Here is a 17,583-nt window from a genome sequence, read left to right on the forward strand (position 1 = left end):
AGATAAACGCCACAGGCAGCACTGCAAAGTGCTGCCTGTGAGCGCAACAGCATAGATGCAACCGGCGAAGTTATTCGCTGGAGAGCAGGTCCATGGTGTGTTTGTCCATCATTTCCAATGCACGGCCACCGCCGCGAGCGACACAGGTCAGCGGGTCTTCGGCAACGATCACCGGCAGGCCGGTTTCCTGGGCCAGCAGCTTGTCCAGATCACGCAGCAGCGCGCCACCACCGGTCAGCACCAGGCCGCGCTCGGCGATGTCCGAGGCCAGTTCCGGAGGCGATTGCTCCAGGGCGCTTTTCACCGCCTGAACGATGGTTGCCAGAGACTCTTGCAGAGCCTCCAGCACTTCATTGGAGTTCAAGGTGAAGGCACGTGGCACGCCTTCGGCCAGGTTACGGCCGCGGACGTCGACTTCACGCACTTCGCCGCCCGGGTAGGCGGTGCCGATTTCCTGCTTGATGCGCTCGGCGGTGGATTCACCGATCAGGCTGCCGTAGTTGCGACGCACGTAGGTGATGATCGCTTCGTCGAAACGGTCGCCGCCAACCCGTACGGATTCGGCGTAGACCACACCGTTCAGGGAGATCAGGGCGATTTCAGTGGTACCACCACCGATGTCCACGACCATCGAACCGCGGGCCTCTTCAACCGGCAGGCCGGCACCGATCGCAGCGGCCATCGGCTCTTCGATCAGGAACACTTCACGGGCACCGGCGCCAAGGGCCGACTCACGGATGGCGCGACGCTCAACCTGGGTGGACTTGCATGGAACGCAGATCAGCACACGTGGGCTGGGCTGCAGAAAGCTGTTTTCGTGAACCTTGTTGATGAAGTACTGCAGCATCTTTTCGCAAACGCTGAAGTCGGCGATCACGCCGTCTTTCATCGGACGAATGGCTGCGATGTTGCCCGGGGTACGACCGAGCATGCGCTTGGCCTCAGTACCAACCGCGACAACACTTTTCTGATTACCGTGGGTCCGAATGGCCACAACCGATGGTTCATTCAGGACAATACCGCGCTCGCGCACGTAAATAAGGGTGTTGGCAGTGCCCAGGTCAATGGAAAGATCGCTGGAAAACATGCCACGCAGTTTCTTGAACATGGGAAAGGGACCCTAGGCAACGCGTGGGTAAAAAAGTGCGGCAAACTCTAACAACGACAGGGATTTTGGGCAAGGCGCCAATATGTTAAATTGGCCGCTTTTCTGTGCACCAACCCCCACAATCGCGGCCATAAGACCGTAGAAATGCGGTAGTGTTCCGACAATCTAACACGCGGACGAAATCCGTTTTTGTTTTCCACTGGAGAATCCCATGGCGCTTGAACGCTCCGACGTGGAAAAAATCGCTCATTTGGCCAGCATCAAGCTCAATGAAGGCGATCTTCCACACATCACCTCCGCCCTGAACAGCATTCTCGGGCTGGTGGATGAAATGCAGGCAGTCGATACCGACGGTATCGAGCCCCTGGCCCACCCCCTGGAAGCCAGCCAGCGCCTGCGCGCAGACGTTGTGACCGAGTCCAATCATCGCGAGGCCTATCAGTCCATCGCACCAGCGGTCGAAAGCGGCCTGTACCTGGTTCCGAAAGTCATCGACTAAAGGGAAAGAGCCTGCAATGCATCACATGACTCTGGCCGAGATTGCCCGCGGCCTCGCCGACAAGAAATTCTCTTCTGTAGAACTGACCCAGACCCTGCTGGCGCGCATCGCCCAGTTGGATCCGCAGATCAACAGCTTCATCAGCCTCACCCAGGACCTGGCACTGTCCCAGGCCAAGGCCGCGGACGAGCGTCGCGCCAATGGTGAGAGCGGTGCCCTGCTGGGCGCGCCAATCGCCCACAAGGATCTGTTCTGCACCCAGGGCATCCGCACCAGCTGCGGCTCGAAGATGCTCGACAACTTCAAGGCGCCCTACGACGCCACCGTGGTCGCCAAGCTGGCCGCTGCCGGGGCCGTGACCCTGGGCAAGACCAACATGGACGAATTCGCCATGGGCTCGGCCAACGAGTCGAGCTGGTACGGCGCGGTGAAAAACCCGTGGAACCTGGAACACGTACCCGGCGGTTCGTCCGGTGGTTCCGCCGCCGCGGTCGCTGCGCGCCTGCTGCCAGCCGCCACGGCTACCGACACCGGCGGCTCGATCCGCCAGCCCGCCGCCTTCACCAACCTCACCGGCCTGAAGCCGACCTACGGTCGCGTTTCCCGTTGGGGCATGATCGCCTACGCTTCCAGCCTCGATCAGGGGGGCCCGCTGGCACGCACCGCCGAAGACTGCGCGATCCTGCTGCAAGGCATGGCCGGCTTCGACCCGAACGACTCCACCAGCATCGATGAACCGGTGCCGGACTACAGCGCCGGCCTCAACGGCTCGCTGCAGGGCCTGCGCATCGGCGTGCCGAAGGAATACTTCAGCGCCGGCCTGGACCCGCGCATCGCCGAGCTGATCCACAACAGCATCAAGGAGCTGGAAAAGCTCGGTGCGGTGATCAAGGAAATCAGCCTGCCGAACATGCAGCACGCCATCCCCGCGTACTACGTGATCGCCCCGGCGGAAGCCTCTTCCAACCTGTCGCGGTTCGACGGTGTGCGCTTCGGCTACCGTTGCGAGAACCCGGAAAACCTGGAAGACCTGTACAAGCGCTCCCGCGGCGAAGGCTTCGGCAGCGAAGTGCAGCGCCGGATCATGGTCGGTGCCTACGCACTGTCCGCCGGCTACTACGATGCCTACTACCTCAAGGCGCAGAAAATCCGCCGTCTGGTGAAGAACGACTTCATGAGCGCGTTCAACGAAGTCGACATCATCCTCGGCCCGACCACGCCCAACCCGGCCTGGAAGCTCGGCGCCAAGAGCAGCGACCCGGTCGCTGCATACCTGGAAGACGTCTACACCATCACCGCCAACCTCGCGGGCCTGCCGGGCCTGTCGATGCCGGCCGGTTTCGTCGACGGCTTGCCGGTCGGCGTGCAACTGCTCGCTCCGTATTTCCAGGAAGGCCGCTTGCTCAACGTTGCGCACCAGTATCAGTTGAACACTGACTGGCACACCCGCACCCCAACCGGCTTCTGAGGAGACACACATGCAATGGGAAGTCGTGATCGGGCTGGAGATTCATACCCAGCTCACCACTCAATCGAAGATTTTCTCCGGTAGCTCCACCGCCTTCGGTGCCGAGCCCAACACCCAGGCCAGCCTGATCGACCTGGGCATGCCCGGCGTGCTGCCAGTGCTGAACCAGGAAGCGGTGCGCATGGCGGTGATGTTCGGCCTCGCGGTTGACGCCGAGATCGGCCAGCACAACGTGTTCGCCCGCAAGAACTACTTCTACCCGGACCTGCCCAAGGGCTACCAGATCAGCCAGATGGAACTGCCTATTGTCGGCAAGGGCCACCTGGACATCCCCCTGGAAGACGGCACCATGAAACGCGTCGGCATCACCCGCGCGCACCTGGAAGAAGACGCCGGCAAGAGCCTGCACGAAGAATTCAACGGCGCCACCGGCATCGACCTGAACCGTGCCGGCACGCCGCTGCTGGAAATCGTTTCCGAGCCTGACATGCGCAGCGCCAAGGAAGCCGTGGCCTACGTCAAGTCGATCCACGCCCTGGTGCGCTACCTGGGGATCTGCGACGGCAACATGGCCGAGGGCTCCCTGCGTTGCGACTGCAACGTCTCGATCCGTCCCAAGGGCCAGGTCGAGTTCGGCACCCGCTGCGAGATCAAGAACGTCAACTCGTTCCGCTTCATCGAGAAGGCCATCAACTCCGAGATCCGGCGCCAGATCGAGCTGATCGAGGACGGTGGCAAGGTGATCCAGCAGACCCGCCTGTACGACCCGAACAAGGACGAAACCCGTCCGATGCGCAGCAAGGAAGAAGCCAACGACTACCGTTACTTCCCCGATCCGGACCTGCTGCCCGTGGTCATCGAGGATTCCTTCCTCGACCAGGTACGTGCCACCCTGCCGGAACTGCCACCGCAGAAACGCGAGCGCTTCCAGGAGCAGTTCGGCCTGTCGGTCTACGACGCCAGCGTCCTGGCCACCAGCCGTGAGCAGGCGGACTACTTCGAGAAGGTCGCCAGCATCGCCGGTGACGCCAAGCTCGCCGCCAACTGGGTCATGGTCGAGCTGGGCAGCCTGCTGAACAAGCAGGGCCTGGAAATCGACGAAGCCCCGGTCTCGGCCGAACAACTGGGCGGCATGCTGTTGCGGATCAAGGACAACACCATCTCCGGCAAGATCGCCAAGACCGTGTTCGAAGCCATGGCCAATGGCGAGGGCAATGCCGACGAGATCATCGACAAGCGTGGCCTCAAGCAAGTCACCGACAGCGGCGCGATCTCTGCGGTGCTCGATGAGATGCTCGCAGCCAACGCCGAACAGGTCGAACAGTACCGTGCCGCCGATGAGGCCAAGCGCGGCAAGATGTTCGGCTTCTTCGTCGGCCAGGCGATGAAAGCATCCAAAGGCAAGGCCAACCCGCAACAGGTCAACGAGCTGCTGAAGAGCAAGCTCGAGGGCTGATCGCGGTTTAACCGCAAGCGGCCCCGGCCGCTTGCGCGTGACGAGGGAGCGTGCTCCCGCTCGGTCCGACAGCGACTGCAAACCGGCCGGCGCCGCTCCAGCAAGGAACATCGCCGTCGGCTTGCGGTCTGCCAGACAGACCAGCGGGAGTACGCTCCCTCGCCACATCAACCATCGGAGCTCCCGAATGAAGCGTCTGGTTGCCACTAGCGCCCTGCTCGCTCTGCTCACCGGCTGCGCCACCAGCCACGTCATCGACCCCCGAGGTTATGACGCAACCGGCACCGCCTCCTATTACGGCGCTCGGCACCACGGCAATCGCACTGCCAGTGGCGAGCCCTTCGACCAGAACGGCCTGACCGCCGCCCACCGCGAACTGCCATTCGGCACCCGGGTACAGGTCACCAACCTGGGCAACGACAAGAGCGTCGTGGTACGTATCAACGACCGAGGCCCGCACACCCGAGGCCGCCTGATCGACCTGTCCCGCGCCGCCGCCCAACAACTGGACATGCTACGCAGCGGAACTGCCAAAGTCCGCGTCCAAGCCCTCAGCGACTGACCCCGGGAGCCCACGCCATTACCGCTTTTGCCGAACTGCCCCTGCTCAGCCTGATCCAGCTCATCAGCGGCCTGGTGATGCTGATCGCCGGCGCCGAACTGCTGGTGCGCGCGGCCATCCGCCTGGCTGCACGCCTGCACATGCGCCCACTGATCATCGGCCTGAGCATCGTCGCCTTCAGCAGCAGCGCGCCACAAATGGCCATCAGCCTGCAGGCGACCCTGGCCGACAACACCGACATTGCCGTGGGCAGCGTGATCGGCAGCAGCATTTTCAACATCCTGGTGACCCTCGGCCTGTCCGCGCTGATCATCCCGCTGCGGGTCTCGCGGCAACTGGTGCGCCTGGACATCCCGCTGATGATCGGCGCCAGCCTGCTAGTGTTCGTGCTGGCCTACAACGAACAACTCAGCCCCAGCGACGGCCTGATCCTGCTGGCAGCCCTGGTGCTGTACCTGGGCCTGCTGTTGCGCCAGTCCCGCCATTCGCACCGCCCCCACTCACCCGCACCAGCCGGCCAGCGCAGTTGGGCACCGCGCATCAGCAGCCTGCTGATGGTCCTGCTCGGCCTCGGCCTGCTGGTCTTCGCCGGGCACTTGCTGCTGGGCGCCGCCGTCTCCGTGGCCGACGACCTGGGGCTTTCCGAGCGGGTCATGGGCCTGACCGTGATCGCCGTCAGCACCTCCCTGCCCCAACTCGCCACTTCGCTGCTGGCGGCCCTGCGCGGCCAGCGCGAGATTGCCGTGGGCAACATCATCGGCAGCAACCTGTTCAACCTGCTGGGAGTGCTGGGCTTCACCGCCCTGGTGGCACCGACACCTCTTTCGGTCTCGCCCAATGCCCTGGACTTCGACCTGCCGGTCATGCTCGGCGTGGCCGTGCTGTGCCTGCCGGTGTTCTATTCCGGATACCGCGTGACCCGGACCGAAGGCCTGCTGTTTCTGGGCTTGTACCTGGCTTACGGGCTGCATGTGGTGTCCTTCACCACTGGCATGCCTCTGGCCGGCAAGCTGGAACACCTGATGCTGTTTTTCGTCCTGCCAGCGCTGGTGGCGTTCCTGCTGTTCAGTTCGCTGCGAGCCTGGCGCCGCCAACACAAGAAGGAAGCACCATGAGCGAGAACAAGAAAAGCGGGTTGCAGATGCGTCGCCAGGTCATGGGCGATGCGTTCGTCGATCGCGCCCTGGGCAACGCCACCGAATTCACCCAGCCCTTGCAGGACTTCGTCAACGAGCATGCCTGGGGCGGTGTATGGAACCGTGAGGGCCTGCCGCTCAAGACCCGCAGCCTGATCACCCTGGCGACCCTGACCGCACTCAAGTGCCCACAGGAACTCAAGGGCCACGTGCGCGGCGCACTGAACAACGGCTGCAGTGTCGAAGAGATTCGTGAAGCGCTGCTGCATTGCGCGGTGTATGCCGGAGTGCCGGCGGCCATCGATGCGTTTCGCGCGGCCCAGGAAGTGATAGACACCTATCAGCAACCGCAGTGAACCTGCTGCCGGCTCCTACGCAATAGCCGTGCAGGAGCCGGCTCGCGGCAAAGCCTAGATCCACCCACCCCACTGCAACAGGAAAATCCCGATATTGGTGGTCACCGCCGCCATCACCGTGGTGATGACGATGATCGCCGCCGCCAGTTCGTGGTTGCCATTGGCCGCCCGGGCCATGACAAAACTGGCCGCCGCGGTGGGGCTGCCAAAGTACAGGAACAGGATCCCCAACTCCGCCCCGCGAAACCCGCACAGCCAGGCCCCCAGGGTCGCCAGGGCCGGCAGGCTGACCATCTTCAGCAAACTGGAGCTCATCGCCAGCTCGCCGCTGTTGCGCAAGGCTGCCAGGGACAAGGTGCCGCCAATGCAGATCAGCGCCAGGGGCAGGGTCATCTGCGCCAGGTAGCGCCCCGAAGTTTCCAGCCAGTTGGGAATGCCGATCTGCCAGTAGGCGAACGGTGCGGCCACCAGCACACTGACAATCAGCGGGTTGCTGACAACGCTCTTGAAGATGCTCCAGGGATCGGACTTGATCACCGGGCTGTAGACCGCCAGGACGATGGTCGAGAGGGTGTTGTAGAACAGGATCACCAGGGCTGCGAGCACTGCGCCCAGGGAAATTCCGTAATCGCCGTACATGCTGGCTGCCAGGGCCAGGCCGATGATTGCGTTATTGCCGCGAAACGCGCCCTGGGTATAGATCCCGCGGTCGGCCTTGGGGCAACGCCAGATCGCCCAGCCCCAGGCCAGGCCAAAGCACGCCAGGGTGGCCAAGGAGAAATAGATCAGCACCCCGGGTTTCAACGATGAATGCAGGTCGGCATGGACAATACCGAGAAACAGCAGCGCCGGCATGGTGACGTTGAACACCAGGGCCGAGGCCGTATGAATGAAGTTGTCGTCGATCCATTCCACCCGCTTGAGCAACAGGCCGAGCAGCAACATGGCAAAGACCGGCGCCGTGATCGTCAGGGTTTCGAGAAAAATAGCCAGCATGGGCGGGTGGACCTTGAGCCTGTCGTTAGGGCGCTAATGATAATTCAATCCGCACGCTGGCGTCTGGAGCCTCGCTTCCATGGGATCTGCCTGCCCCACGCAGTACCCAGCCTGCGGCTCCATTGCGGGGCGGAAGAAAAAATGCTGCAGCGGTGCATTCGCTTCTTGACGGGAAAACGTTTTCCTCTATGCTCGATTTAACTGTATATGCATACAGTTAAATAAGGAAATATCCCCATGACATATCAAGGAGCTAGAAATGTCAGGACTCTCTGCACAGAAGCAGCAACAGCCACAACACGCGGGCAAGATCGTCGCCGACCTGGACCGCCTGTTCAGTGAACCAGGCATCGCCATTTCCGGCGATGGCGACACCCTGGTACTGGTCGCCGATGGCCACCACACCATCAAGTACCACCGCCCGGAAGACTTGCCTCGTTCTGCACAAAAAGCCACCAAGGGCCAGCCACAGCTGCGTTTCGAGGGCGGCGAACACACAGCCATCGGCGACAGCACCCTGCTGCGCTTCGTCAAGGATGCACCGGCCATCCCGGCATGGCAGGTCGAACTGCACCTGCCTAACGGCCTGGCGCTGACCTACGGCCAGGTGGTGGCCCTGGGGGGCGACTTCTATGGCATTCCCGAGCAGCCGATCTGCGAAGGCGCAACCCCCAGTGATCGAGTGCAGCGCTTTATCGCGGCGTTCAACTCCCTTGCGGTACTGCCGGCCGCGAAAGACGAAGCCCGGCAGATCCTTGCAGTGATGCAAAAGGAAATCGTCGCCGCCAACCAGGCGATCCGCGACGGCAAGCAGCCCCATGAAGCCTATGACACCCTGGGCGACACCCTGTCCGAGGAGTGGAACAAGATTACCGGCGGCGGCAGCGTGGTATCCGCCCTGTTCCCCCTGGGGCGCTACCTGAAGCTGGCGGCCAACAACGCCGATCACTTCGGCGAGTGGGCCCTGGCTGCCTACACCGCAGGCCATACCGCAGCGCTGCAGCAAGCGGTACTGGCGGGCAAGAGCGCGGACGACAAGCAGCTGGAACTGGCTTACGCAATGAACGCCTTCGCCGACCATTTCCTCACCGATCTGTTTTCCTCCGGCCACGTACGGGTGCCGCGCAAACAGGTGGCGGCAGTCGTCACCCCCAGCGACCTGGGTTCGCTGATTACCCGCTTCATGCATGACGAGGACAGCAAGTTCGGCCTGAATGTCAGCAATGCCCAGGGCGATCGCTGGCACGCGTATGGCGACAAGCGCTACTTCGACAGCGTCGACCATCGCAATCGCCAGCAGGTGAAGATGGCAGTGCAGAGTTCGGCAGACGAAATCTTCGCCAGCTACCTCAGCGGCAACCTCCCCGCACCCGCCAGCTACGCAGCCCTGAAAACCCTGCCGGACCTGAATGCCGCGAAAACCGGCAACTTCTCGCCACTGTTCGTGATGAGTGGCGACAAGGTCCTGCGCCGCAGCGACGTCAACAACCTCAATGACAGCAAGACCATCGACAACTGGTGGGGCTGGAGCACCTACCTGCTGCTGCAGAACTACAGCCCGAACAAGCCGGCCGGCTACCTGGAAACCCCCAGCGCGGTTCCGGTGATCCTCGCCGATGGCTGGCAGAGCCACAGCCCCAGCGAACCCAACTGGCTGCCAGGCCACGCGGTGCGCTACGCCCTCAGCGAAACCAACGGGTTGAACGAGTCCTACATCGGCCCCTGGTCGGCCTATGTGGAACTGAGCGACAGCTTCCAGCCTACCCTGAGCATTCCGGCCGGTACCAGCAACAGCAGCGCCACCGGGCGCAATGTGTTCCGCCAGTTCCGTGGGGGCTCACCGGAGCTGGTCGGCTCCATCGACAAGAACGCCAGCCACTTCATCGACAGCAACGCCTGATAAGGAGATCACCATGGCTATCAACCTGAAACTGCAACTGGCCTCCGGCCAGTCTCTCAAGGATGCTCCACTGGAGCTGCTGCTCAACGGCGCCCCGATCGCCCGAGCCAGCGTGGATGAACACGGCAATGTGGCCTTCAACGCGAAGCCGGGCGGCGGCCAGTTGGCCGTACGTGTGGACCGTTCGATCCTGCACCAGGGCTGATCGCGGCCTGTAGGAACGGCTCGCTCGCGAAACGGCCCAGCACCCTTGCACCAGCGGTGCATGGCGCTGGGCTTGAGGCTAGCGCTCGGCCCTCCGTCAGGCCGTGAGAGTCTGCTCTTGCAGATGCCCCTGCTCGATACGAACGAGCCGTGGATGGAAGCGCTTGAGGCTGCTGCGATGGCCGACGCTGACAACGCTCAGGCCCGGCAACTGATCGATCAGCGCCTGATACAAGGTGGCTTCGTCCTCTTCGTCCATGGCCGAGGTGGCCTCATCCATGTACAGCCACTGCGGTGCATAGAGCAGGGCCCGGGCAAAGGCCAGGCGCTGCTGCTCGCCCGGCGACAACATGCGCTGCCAGTGATTGCTCTCGTCCAGGCGCGCCACCAGATGGGGCAAGCGGCAGGTTTCCAGGACCTGTGCATAACGCTCCTGGGGGTAGCTGTCGCCAGACTGTGGATAACTCAAGGCTTCGCGCAGGCTGCCAATGGGCAGATAGGGCTTTTGCGGCAGGAACAGGTAACGCCGGTTCGGCAGCAGGATGCTCCCGTGCCCGGCCGGCCACAGCCGGCCCATGGCCCGCAGCAAGGTACTCTTGCCGCTGCCGGAACGGCCGCTGAGCATGAGCCGCTCACCTGGGTTCACGGTCATTTCGGCGCCGGCCAGCAGATGCCGGCCATCGGCCAGGTCCAGGCCCAGGTCACGTACGCACAATTGTTCGCCCTGATGCTGCACGTCGATAGCCGGGGTCCGTTCTTCGTTATCACTCATGGCCTGGCGGAAACTCAGCAGACGATCACAGGTGGCGCGCCAGGCCGCCAGGTCCGAATACGCACTGATGAACCAGCTGAAGTTCTCCTGAACGTTCCCGAATGCCGAGTTGATCTGCATCAGCTCACCCAGCTCGATCTTGCCGGAAAAGTACCGCGGGGCTGCCACGATAAAGGGGAAAATGATCGCAATCTGGCCATACCCGGCGGTGAAGAAGGTCAGGCGCTTGGAGACCTTCATGATGTCCCAGAAGTTGTGCCAGACCTTGCCGAAACGGCTGCTCAGACGCTGGTTCTCGTTCTTCTCGCCGTCATACAGGGCAATGCTCTCGGCATTCTCCCGTACCCGCACCATGGAAAAACGCAGGTCGGCTTCGAAGCGCTGTTGCTGGTTGTTGAGGCCGATCAGGCGGCGCCCGATCAAGTGGGTCAGCCAGCTGCCGACAGCGGCATAGACCAGCGCGCACCAGAACATGTAGCCGGGAATGGTGTAGCCGAACACCTCGATACTGCCGGACACCCCCCACAGGATGATCGAGAAGGACACCAGGCTGACAATGTTGCGGATCAGCCCCAGGCCCAGGGACAGCGTATTGCTGGTAAAGCTGTTGAGGTCTTCGGAAATCCGCTGGTCCGGGTTGTCGGTGTAGCCGCCCTGCTCCAGCTGGTAGTAGTTCTTGTGGCCCAGCCAGCGGGCAAAGTGCTTCTCGGTGAGCCAGGCCCGCCAGCGGATGGTCAGCATCTGGGTCAGGTACAGGCGGTACACCGCCCCCAGGATCGCCACCGCGGCAATCCCGCAGAAATACAGGATCAAGTGCCAGAACGCCGCTTCGTCCTTTTTCTGCAAGGCGTTGTAGAAGTCCTTGTACCAGCTGTTGATCCACACCGAGATGGCCACGCTGAACAGCGACAGGCCGATCACCGCAACCAGCAACAGCCAGGCCTTGCCCTTTTCCTCACTGCGCCAGTACGGCGTGATCATGGCCCAGACCCGGCGAAAGAATTGCCCGCGCACGGCATCGTTGACCGCGGAGTATTCAGCGTTCTGATTCATCGTTGAGGCTCGATAGGAAGAAGGGCAAGCGTTGAGCCGATCATAGTAGATCGGCTCGCTTTTTCACGACGCCCAGCGGACATTCGTTCAGTCGCGGTTCAGCGACGCACGGGACGCTTCTGCAATTTGCGCTGCAAGGTACGGCGGTGCATGCCCAGGGCCCGGGCAGTGGCGGAGATGTTGCCTTCGTGTTCGGTCAACACGCGCTGAATGTGTTCCCACTGCAAGCGGTCCACCGACATCGGGTTTTCCGGCACCAGGGTGTCGAGATCGGCGTGTTCGGAGAGCAGCGCGGCCAGTACATCGTCGGCATCCGCCGGCTTGCACAGGTAGTTGCAGGCGCCACGCTTGATCGCTTCCACCGCGGTGGCGATGCTCGAATAGCCGGTGAGAATCAGTACCCGCATCTCCGGGTCCAGCTCCAGCAGCTTGGGCAACAGCACCAGCCCGGAGTCGCCATCCATCTTCAAGTCCAGCGCGGCGTAGTCCGGCAGGTCCTGCTGGGCAATGACCAGGCCCTCCTCGGCGGAACCGGCGGTGCTCACGCGAAAACCGCGGCGGCTCATGGCGCGGGCCATCACGCGGGTAAAGGTGGCGTCATCATCCACCAGCAACAGGTGCGGCAGTTCCTCGCCTTCGACTTGGATCTCTTCACTCATGGTCGTCTCCTCGGGCGGCACGGGGCAGGCGCAGCTCGGTGAGCGTTCCGCCTTCCTCATGACTGTAGAGTTTCACTGAGCCTCCAGCGCGGGTCACGCTGGCCTTGCTCAAAAACAGGCCCAGGCCGAAGCCTTTGCCCTTGGTGGTAAAAAACGGTTTGCCGATCTGTTCGGCGATGGCCAAGGGTACTCCGGCACCGTGGTCACGAATACTGATGGTGAGGTTTTCCGCGTCCCAGTCCAGGCGTACTTCCAGGCCTTCGGGGCAGGCATCGGCGGCATTGTTCAGCAGGTTGAGCAGGGCCTGGGTCAGGTCCGGCGGCGGCGCCAGGCGCGGCACCGGCCCCTCGCCCAACAGATGGAAACGGTAGCTGGCTTCCGGGCGCATCAGGTGCCAACGGTTCAAGGCTTCGTCCAGCCACTGGGTGACTTCCTGCATGTCCACCGCCAGGCGGCGATTGGCCTCGGCCGCGCGCACCAGTTGCTGCAGGGTTTCCTTGCACAGCTTGACCTGGTCCTGGAGCACGCCGAGGTCATCCTGCAGCAGCGGGTCGGGATGGTCCTGGCGCATTTCCTTGAGCAGCACGCTCATGGTCGCCAGGGGCGTGCCCAATTCGTGGGCGGCACCGGCGGCCTGGGTCGCCACTGCCAGCAATTGCTGGTCGCGCAGCCCCTCTTCGCGCCGGATCGCCCGCAGTTCTTCCTGGCGGCGCAGCTCTTCCGCCATGCGTGCAGCGAAGAAGGTGATCACCGCTGCAGCCAGGGCAAAGCTCAGCCACATGCCGTAGACCTGGAGGTTCTCCCGGGCAATGGGGAAGGTCTGCAACGGGTAGAAACGCGCCAGCAACAGGGTATAGAGCGTCAGGGCGATACCCGACAGGACCACCGAGTAGCGCCACGGCAAGGTCACCGCGGCGATGGTCAGGGGCACCAGGTAATAGGAGACGAAGGGGTTGGTGGAACCACCGGAGAAGTACAGCAGGACACTGTGGATAAACAGGTCACAGGCCAGTTGCAGGGCGTATTCCAGCTCCGTCACCGGCCACGAGGTGCGCAGGCGGATCGCGGTGAAAGCGCACAACACCATGGAAAACATCAGGGTCACGCCCAGTTGCAACCAGGGCAGCGGCAGCAGGTCCAGCCAGTAGGCGAGCCCCACCGAACCGGCCTGAGCGGCCAGCACCAGGGTACGGATAAAGGTCAGGCGCCAGAGGTTCTGACGGGTTGCGGACAGCAATTTTACGGGGGCGAGCATGAGCTCTCCTGATGAGCGCTCCAGGGCAATCGCCGGGAGTATAACCAAGCAGCCCCCGGCACAGGCAAAACTGCGGCAAAGCGCCACACTGGCTTGAGCGGCCGCGGACGATCCATGGCGATCATGTGTATCAAAGTTGTAATTGGCCGCAACGAGGAATAAAAACCACAGTCTGAAGGTTTCACCCAGGCTCTGACCTTATCCTGCGGACCGCACTCAAGGAGTTTTCATGCAGCATTTCAGTCGCAGCGTCGCCCTTCTCGCACTCAGCGCCGGCACCCTCACCAGCCTGCCCGCCCTGGCCGCCGATGAACTGCACTACAACCAGATTTCCCTGCGCGCCGAAGTCAGCCAGGAAGTGGCTCGGGATCTGATGATCGTGACCCTCTACAGCGAATCGCAGAACACCGACCCGGCCAAGCTCGCCGCAGAAATCACCACCACCATGAACAAGGCCCTGGACCAGGCGCGCCAGGTCAAGGACGTGACCCTGCGCCAGGGCAGCCGCAACAGCTACCCGATCTACGACGGCAAGGGCCAGAAGATCACAGGCTGGCGTGAGCGCGCCGAACTGCGCCTGGAAAGCTCCGACTTCGCCGCGCTGTCCAAGCTCACCGGTGAACTGCTGGGCGACCTGAAGATGGGTGGCATGGACTTCGCCATCGCCGACCCGACCCGCAAGGCCAGCGAAGACGCGTTGCTCAAGGATGCGGTCAAGGCCTTCAAGGCCCGTGCGCAACTGGCCACCGAGGCTCTGGGCGGCAAGGGCTACAAGATCGTCAACCTGAACCTCAACAGCAATGGTTACCCACAGCCTTACATGCGCGCGCCGATGATGATGAAGGCCGCCAGCATGGATTCGGCCCCAGTGACACCAGAAGTCGAGGCCGGCACCAGCCAGGTCAGCATGACCGCCGACGGCGCCATCGAAGTGCTGATGCCCTGACCTTTTCCCTGCGTCTTCCAACGGCGATAACCTTCGGCATCAAGGTTATCGCCGTTTTTCGTTACCGGCTATTTCAACCCGGACCCGGGGGAACCCGGCTTTGTGGTGTTAGAGTTATGCCCCCCGGTACGCAGCGGCTCAGATGTTGCTGACGTCCGCCGGGTATACTGCTTCTTTCCTATAAGAGTCTCTTCAATGACCGCAGATCGCATCGGCGAACGCCTGCGTCGCTATCGCCGCGCCGCCAAGAAAACCCTGCGCCAGATCGCCAGCGAATCCGGTCTGACCGCCAGTTTCCTCTCCCAGGCAGAGCGTAATCTCACGGGTGTATCGATCTCTTCCCTGGTCAATATCGCCAAGTCTCTGAACGTTCCGCTGAACGCCCTGTTCGACCAGCCGATCCAGGCGCAACCCGACTCCCACGACGGCAAGCGGGTGCGCTACACCATCGAAGGCCAGCCACTGGCCTACGAGCGCCTGTCCAGCTCCTTTCCCGGAAACCTGATCAACGCGGTCAAGATGAACATACCGGTGGGCTACCAGTCCGAGCTGATTTCCCATGACGGCTCGGAGTTCTCCTACGTGCTTTCAGGACAGATCGTCTACACCATCGAGGGCAGTCAATATCCCCTGAGTGCCGGTGACTCGGTGCACTTCGACGCCACCAAGACTCATTGCCTGGCCAACGTCGGCAATGGCCCGGCAGAAGTCCTGACCGTCACCACCATGGGCCTGTTCGACGACCATTCCGCGGCCTGAGCCCAGCGCACGGCCGTCAGTCGAACCCCTGGGACAAACCTGTGCACAAGGAGAAATGTTAGTCACGCTTAATTTTCGTTGACCACGATTTCAGCATGACTTAATTTCGGCATCGGCGAATCGACTATCAACAACACAACAAAGCGATCGCCGTCGCCGCACAGGCTCCATGGGGCTGCATCCACTCCCCATAAGAAGGCGAGTTTCCATGGCCCACAAGGCCAATCCTCAGATATGCCCTAGAAAAAGAAAAAATGAGGTTTGCATGGATAAGACCTTTCCGCTCCAGGTTTGGCAGACAACTGGTCTGATCCGCGGCACTACGCCGTCACAAACCCGCAGCGACCTCCACAGTGACAACCTCACTGCGAGCCCCGAATTCAGCACCTGCGACGATGTGCCGAGCACGCGCCATCGCCAGCAAAATTGCGGGCATCCGTTCTCCACGGCCTCCCTCACCCAGCCGCCCATCTCCATCCGGTCAGACAAGGCCGGGCGCCTGGGCCAAGCATCACCCGGCACACCAGCCAGCACCGCACCAAGAGTGGGCGCGATGGGCTTCGATTGCTCCGTGAAAAGGCAGCGCATGCACCACAAAACACCGGCGCAAACGATCAAATGCGTCAAGATTTATACAAATGCGTCATTCCTGTACGTTCGTTCCACTCTTTGAGACTTGTGGCAGCCCTGCATCTTGCATTGGGTATGAGGGCTGCATAAGTATCGGCGGGTCGACTCACAAGGTCGCCCTCTACACCAAAAATGACAACAAATCATGAGGCCACCATGTTCAAGAAAGCAGTCCTTCCGTTATTAGTCAGCGCCGGCTTGCTCGCCAGCGCACCCTTCGCCCAAGCGGCGACTAACCTGGTGTTCTGCTCTGAAGGGAGCCCGGCCGGTTTCGACCCTGGCCAGTACACCACCGGAACCGACTTCGACGCCTCAGCCGAAACCCTCTACAACCGCCTCAGCCAGTTCGAACGCGGCGGCACCGCGGTCATTCCGGGCCTGGCCACCAGTTGGGACATCTCGGACGACGGTCTGACCTACACCTTCCACCTGCGCGAAGGCGTCAAGTTCCACACCACGCCGTACTTCACCCCGACCCGTACTTTCAACGCCGACGACGTGCTGTTCACCTTCAACCGCATGATCGACAAGGACATGCCGTTCCGTAAGGCCTACCCCACCGAATTCCCGTATTTCACCGACATGGGGATGGACACCAACATCACCAAGGTCGAGAAAGTCGACGACAAGACCGTCAAGTTCACCCTCAAGACCGTGGACGCAGCCTTCATCCAGAACCTGGCCATGAGCTTCGCCTCGATCCAGTCCGCCGAATACGCCGACAAGCTGCTCAAGGAAGGCAAGGCCAGCGACATCAACCAGAAGCCGATCGGCACTGGCCCCTTCGTGTTCAAGAGCTACCAGAAAGACTCGAACATCCGCTACACCGGCAACAAGGACTACTGGAAGCCTGAAGACGTGAAGATCGACAACCTGATCTTCGCCATCACCACCGACCCCTCGGTGCGTATCCAGAAGCTGAAGAAGAACGAATGCCAGGTCACCCTCTTCCCGCGTCCGGCCGACCTCAAGGCCCTCAAGGAAGACAAGACCCTGAAGATGCCTGAGCAGGCAGGCTTCAACCTCGGCTACATCGCCTACAACGTGATGCCGGTCCTCAAGGGCCGTACCGATGCCAACCCGCTGGCCGACCTCAAGGTTCGCCAGGCGCTGGACATGGCGGTGAACAAGCCGCAGATCATCGATTCGGTGTACCAGGGCGCCGGCCAGCTGGCGGTCAACGCCATGCCTCCAACCCAGTGGTCCTATGACACCACCATCAAGGACGCCAAGTACGACCCCGAGAAAGCCAAGGAGCTGCTCAAGGAAGCCGGCATCAAGGAAGGCACCCAGATCACCCTGTGGGCCATGCCGGTACAGCGTCCCTACAACCCCAACGCCAAGCTGATGGCCGAAATGCTGCAGTCGGACTGGGCGAAGATCGGCCTGAAAGTGAACATCGTCAGCTACGAGTGGGGCGAGTACATCAAGCGCTCCAAGGGCGGCGAAAACCAGGCGATGATCATCGGCTGGAGCGGCGACAATGGTGACCCCGACAACTGGCTCGGCACCCTGTTCGGTTGCGATGCAATGAACGGCAACAACTTCTCGAAATGGTGCGACAAGCCTTACGACGCCCTGATCAAGCAAGCCAAGGCTACCTCTGATGTAGCCAAGCGCACCGAGCTGTACAAGCAGGCGCAACACATCCTCAAAGATGCAGTACCGATGACACCTATCGCTCACTCGACGGTGTTCCAACCCATGCGCGCCAACGTGCAGGATTTCAAAATCAGCCCCTTTGGCTTGAACTCCTTCTACGGCGTCAGCATCGGCAAATAAGGTTCTGCAACGGCGACGTCCATGACGTCGCCGTTGCTTTAC

Annotated in this window: 17 protein-coding genes; 12 read left to right on the forward strand and 5 right to left on the reverse strand. The window is 61.9% G+C overall.

The genetic code is table 11. The features are described from left to right. Positions 1-70: 70 nt before the first annotated feature. A complete protein-coding gene (gene mreB, locus BLS75_RS16195; protein WP_002555108.1) occupies positions 71-1,108 on the reverse strand; it encodes a rod shape-determining protein MreB in 1,038 nt (345 codons plus the stop codon). Between the two features lie 211 nt (positions 1,109-1,319). Here mreB and gatC point away from each other — a divergent pair, with 211 nt between their 5' ends. The 6 genes from gatC (at position 1,320) to BLS75_RS16225 (ending at position 6,585) form a co-directional block, all read left to right on the forward strand. Next, on the forward strand, positions 1,320-1,607 hold the full coding sequence (gene gatC / locus BLS75_RS16200; RefSeq protein ID WP_011059250.1) for an Asp-tRNA(Asn)/Glu-tRNA(Gln) amidotransferase subunit GatC: 288 nt from the start codon (positions 1,320-1,322) through the stop codon (positions 1,605-1,607). 16 nt (positions 1,608-1,623) lie between these two features. Next, entirely contained in the window at positions 1,624-3,075 is a 1,452-nt protein-coding gene (gene gatA, locus BLS75_RS16205) for an Asp-tRNA(Asn)/Glu-tRNA(Gln) amidotransferase subunit GatA (RefSeq protein ID WP_053149031.1), read from the forward strand. A 10-nt stretch (positions 3,076-3,085) separates the two neighbouring features. After that, on the forward strand, positions 3,086-4,531 hold the full coding sequence (gene gatB / locus BLS75_RS16210; RefSeq protein WP_011059248.1) for an Asp-tRNA(Asn)/Glu-tRNA(Gln) amidotransferase subunit GatB: 1,446 nt from the start codon (positions 3,086-3,088) through the stop codon (positions 4,529-4,531). A 187-nt stretch (positions 4,532-4,718) separates the two neighbouring features. Further along, positions 4,719-5,093 carry a septal ring lytic transglycosylase RlpA family protein gene (locus BLS75_RS16215; RefSeq protein WP_011059247.1) on the forward strand — a complete coding sequence of 125 codons (375 nt, stop codon included), beginning with the start codon at positions 4,719-4,721 and terminating at the stop codon, positions 5,091-5,093. Positions 5,094-5,143: 50 nt separating this feature from the next. After that, positions 5,144-6,208 (forward strand): calcium/sodium antiporter, encoded by a 1,065-nt coding sequence (locus BLS75_RS16220; RefSeq protein WP_072451276.1) that lies wholly within the window; start codon positions 5,144-5,146, stop codon positions 6,206-6,208. Next, positions 6,205-6,585, forward strand: a complete 381-nt coding sequence (locus tag BLS75_RS16225; RefSeq protein WP_011059245.1) for a carboxymuconolactone decarboxylase family protein — start codon at positions 6,205-6,207, stop codon at positions 6,583-6,585. The genes BLS75_RS16220 and BLS75_RS16225 overlap by 4 nt, the downstream gene beginning before the upstream one ends. Before the next feature lie 54 nt (positions 6,586-6,639). On the opposite strand, the gene BLS75_RS16230 is transcribed toward BLS75_RS16225, so the two are convergent. Beyond that, the gene (locus tag BLS75_RS16230; RefSeq protein ID WP_011059244.1) at positions 6,640-7,581 is read right to left on the reverse strand and encodes an AEC family transporter; all 942 of its coding nucleotides are present in this window, start codon (positions 7,579-7,581) and stop codon (positions 6,640-6,642) included. A gap of 259 nt (positions 7,582-7,840) precedes the next feature. Here BLS75_RS16230 and BLS75_RS16235 point away from each other — a divergent pair, with 259 nt between their 5' ends. Continuing rightward, complete coding sequence (locus tag BLS75_RS16235) at positions 7,841-9,481, forward strand: phospholipase (RefSeq protein ID WP_072451277.1); 1,641 nt, start codon at positions 7,841-7,843, stop codon at positions 9,479-9,481. Between the two features lie 13 nt (positions 9,482-9,494). Further along, on the forward strand, positions 9,495-9,686 hold the full coding sequence (locus BLS75_RS16240; RefSeq protein ID WP_072451278.1) for a hypothetical protein: 192 nt from the start codon (positions 9,495-9,497) through the stop codon (positions 9,684-9,686). Between the two features lie 96 nt (positions 9,687-9,782). On the opposite strand, the gene BLS75_RS16245 is transcribed toward BLS75_RS16240, so the two are convergent. The 3 genes from BLS75_RS16245 to BLS75_RS16255 form a co-directional block, all read right to left on the reverse strand. Further along, positions 9,783-11,510: an ABC transporter ATP-binding protein/permease gene (locus BLS75_RS16245; RefSeq protein ID WP_072451279.1), complete on the reverse strand. Its 1,728-nt coding sequence runs from the start codon at positions 11,508-11,510 to the stop codon at positions 9,783-9,785. A 98-nt stretch (positions 11,511-11,608) separates the two neighbouring features. Further along, positions 11,609-12,169, reverse strand: coding sequence for a response regulator transcription factor (locus tag BLS75_RS16250; RefSeq protein WP_011059240.1), 561 nt, complete (start codon positions 12,167-12,169; stop codon positions 11,609-11,611). Beyond that, the gene (locus BLS75_RS16255) at positions 12,162-13,424 is read right to left on the reverse strand and encodes an ATP-binding protein (RefSeq protein ID WP_011059239.1); all 1,263 of its coding nucleotides are present in this window, start codon (positions 13,422-13,424) and stop codon (positions 12,162-12,164) included. Before BLS75_RS16255 ends, BLS75_RS16250 begins: the two co-directional genes overlap by 8 nt. Positions 13,425-13,653: 229 nt before the next feature. On the opposite strand from BLS75_RS16255, the gene BLS75_RS16260 reads away from it, so the two are divergent. The 4 genes from BLS75_RS16260 (at position 13,654) to BLS75_RS16275 (ending at position 17,541) form a co-directional block, all read left to right on the forward strand. Then, entirely contained in the window at positions 13,654-14,370 is a 717-nt protein-coding gene (locus BLS75_RS16260; protein ID WP_011059238.1) for an SIMPL domain-containing protein, read from the forward strand. Positions 14,371-14,565: 195 nt separating this feature from the next. Next, the gene (locus tag BLS75_RS16265; RefSeq protein ID WP_015634148.1) at positions 14,566-15,129 is read left to right on the forward strand and encodes a helix-turn-helix domain-containing protein; all 564 of its coding nucleotides are present in this window, start codon (positions 14,566-14,568) and stop codon (positions 15,127-15,129) included. A gap of 265 nt (positions 15,130-15,394) precedes the next feature. After that, positions 15,395-15,802, forward strand: a complete 408-nt coding sequence (locus BLS75_RS16270; protein ID WP_072451280.1) for a hypothetical protein — start codon at positions 15,395-15,397, stop codon at positions 15,800-15,802. 113 nt (positions 15,803-15,915) lie between these two features. Further along, on the forward strand, positions 15,916-17,541 hold the full coding sequence (locus tag BLS75_RS16275) for an ABC transporter substrate-binding protein (RefSeq protein WP_011059237.1): 1,626 nt from the start codon (positions 15,916-15,918) through the stop codon (positions 17,539-17,541). Positions 17,542-17,583: the final 42 nt, after the last annotated feature.

This window comes from Pseudomonas sp. NFPP12, from assembly GCF_900103205.1.
GTDB lineage: Bacteria > Pseudomonadota > Gammaproteobacteria > Pseudomonadales > Pseudomonadaceae > Aquipseudomonas > Aquipseudomonas protegens.

Coding starts and splice junctions, on each gene's coding strand:
- gatC (WP_011059250.1), top strand. CDS start 1,320: ATGGCGCTTGAACGCTCCGACGTGGAAAAAATCGCTCATTTGGCCAGC.
- BLS75_RS16255 (WP_011059239.1), bottom strand. CDS start 13,424: ATGCTCGCCCCCGTAAAATTGCTGTCCGCAACCCGTCAGAACCTCTGG.
- mreB (WP_002555108.1), bottom strand. CDS start 1,108: ATGTTCAAGAAACTGCGTGGCATGTTTTCCAGCGATCTTTCCATTGAC.
- BLS75_RS16260 (WP_011059238.1), top strand. CDS start 13,654: ATGCAGCATTTCAGTCGCAGCGTCGCCCTTCTCGCACTCAGCGCCGGC.
- BLS75_RS16250 (WP_011059240.1), bottom strand. CDS start 12,169: ATGAGTGAAGAGATCCAAGTCGAAGGCGAGGAACTGCCGCACCTGTTG.
- BLS75_RS16225 (WP_011059245.1), top strand. CDS start 6,205: ATGAGCGAGAACAAGAAAAGCGGGTTGCAGATGCGTCGCCAGGTCATG.
- BLS75_RS16275 (WP_011059237.1), top strand. CDS start 15,916: ATGTTCAAGAAAGCAGTCCTTCCGTTATTAGTCAGCGCCGGCTTGCTC.
- gatA (WP_053149031.1), top strand. CDS start 1,624: ATGCATCACATGACTCTGGCCGAGATTGCCCGCGGCCTCGCCGACAAG.
- BLS75_RS16245 (WP_072451279.1), bottom strand. CDS start 11,510: ATGAATCAGAACGCTGAATACTCCGCGGTCAACGATGCCGTGCGCGGG.
- BLS75_RS16265 (WP_015634148.1), top strand. CDS start 14,566: ATGACCGCAGATCGCATCGGCGAACGCCTGCGTCGCTATCGCCGCGCC.
- BLS75_RS16235 (WP_072451277.1), top strand. CDS start 7,841: ATGTCAGGACTCTCTGCACAGAAGCAGCAACAGCCACAACACGCGGGC.
- BLS75_RS16270 (WP_072451280.1), top strand. CDS start 15,395: ATGGATAAGACCTTTCCGCTCCAGGTTTGGCAGACAACTGGTCTGATC.
- BLS75_RS16215 (WP_011059247.1), top strand. CDS start 4,719: ATGAAGCGTCTGGTTGCCACTAGCGCCCTGCTCGCTCTGCTCACCGGC.
- BLS75_RS16230 (WP_011059244.1), bottom strand. CDS start 7,581: ATGCTGGCTATTTTTCTCGAAACCCTGACGATCACGGCGCCGGTCTTT.
- gatB (WP_011059248.1), top strand. CDS start 3,086: ATGCAATGGGAAGTCGTGATCGGGCTGGAGATTCATACCCAGCTCACC.
- BLS75_RS16240 (WP_072451278.1), top strand. CDS start 9,495: ATGGCTATCAACCTGAAACTGCAACTGGCCTCCGGCCAGTCTCTCAAG.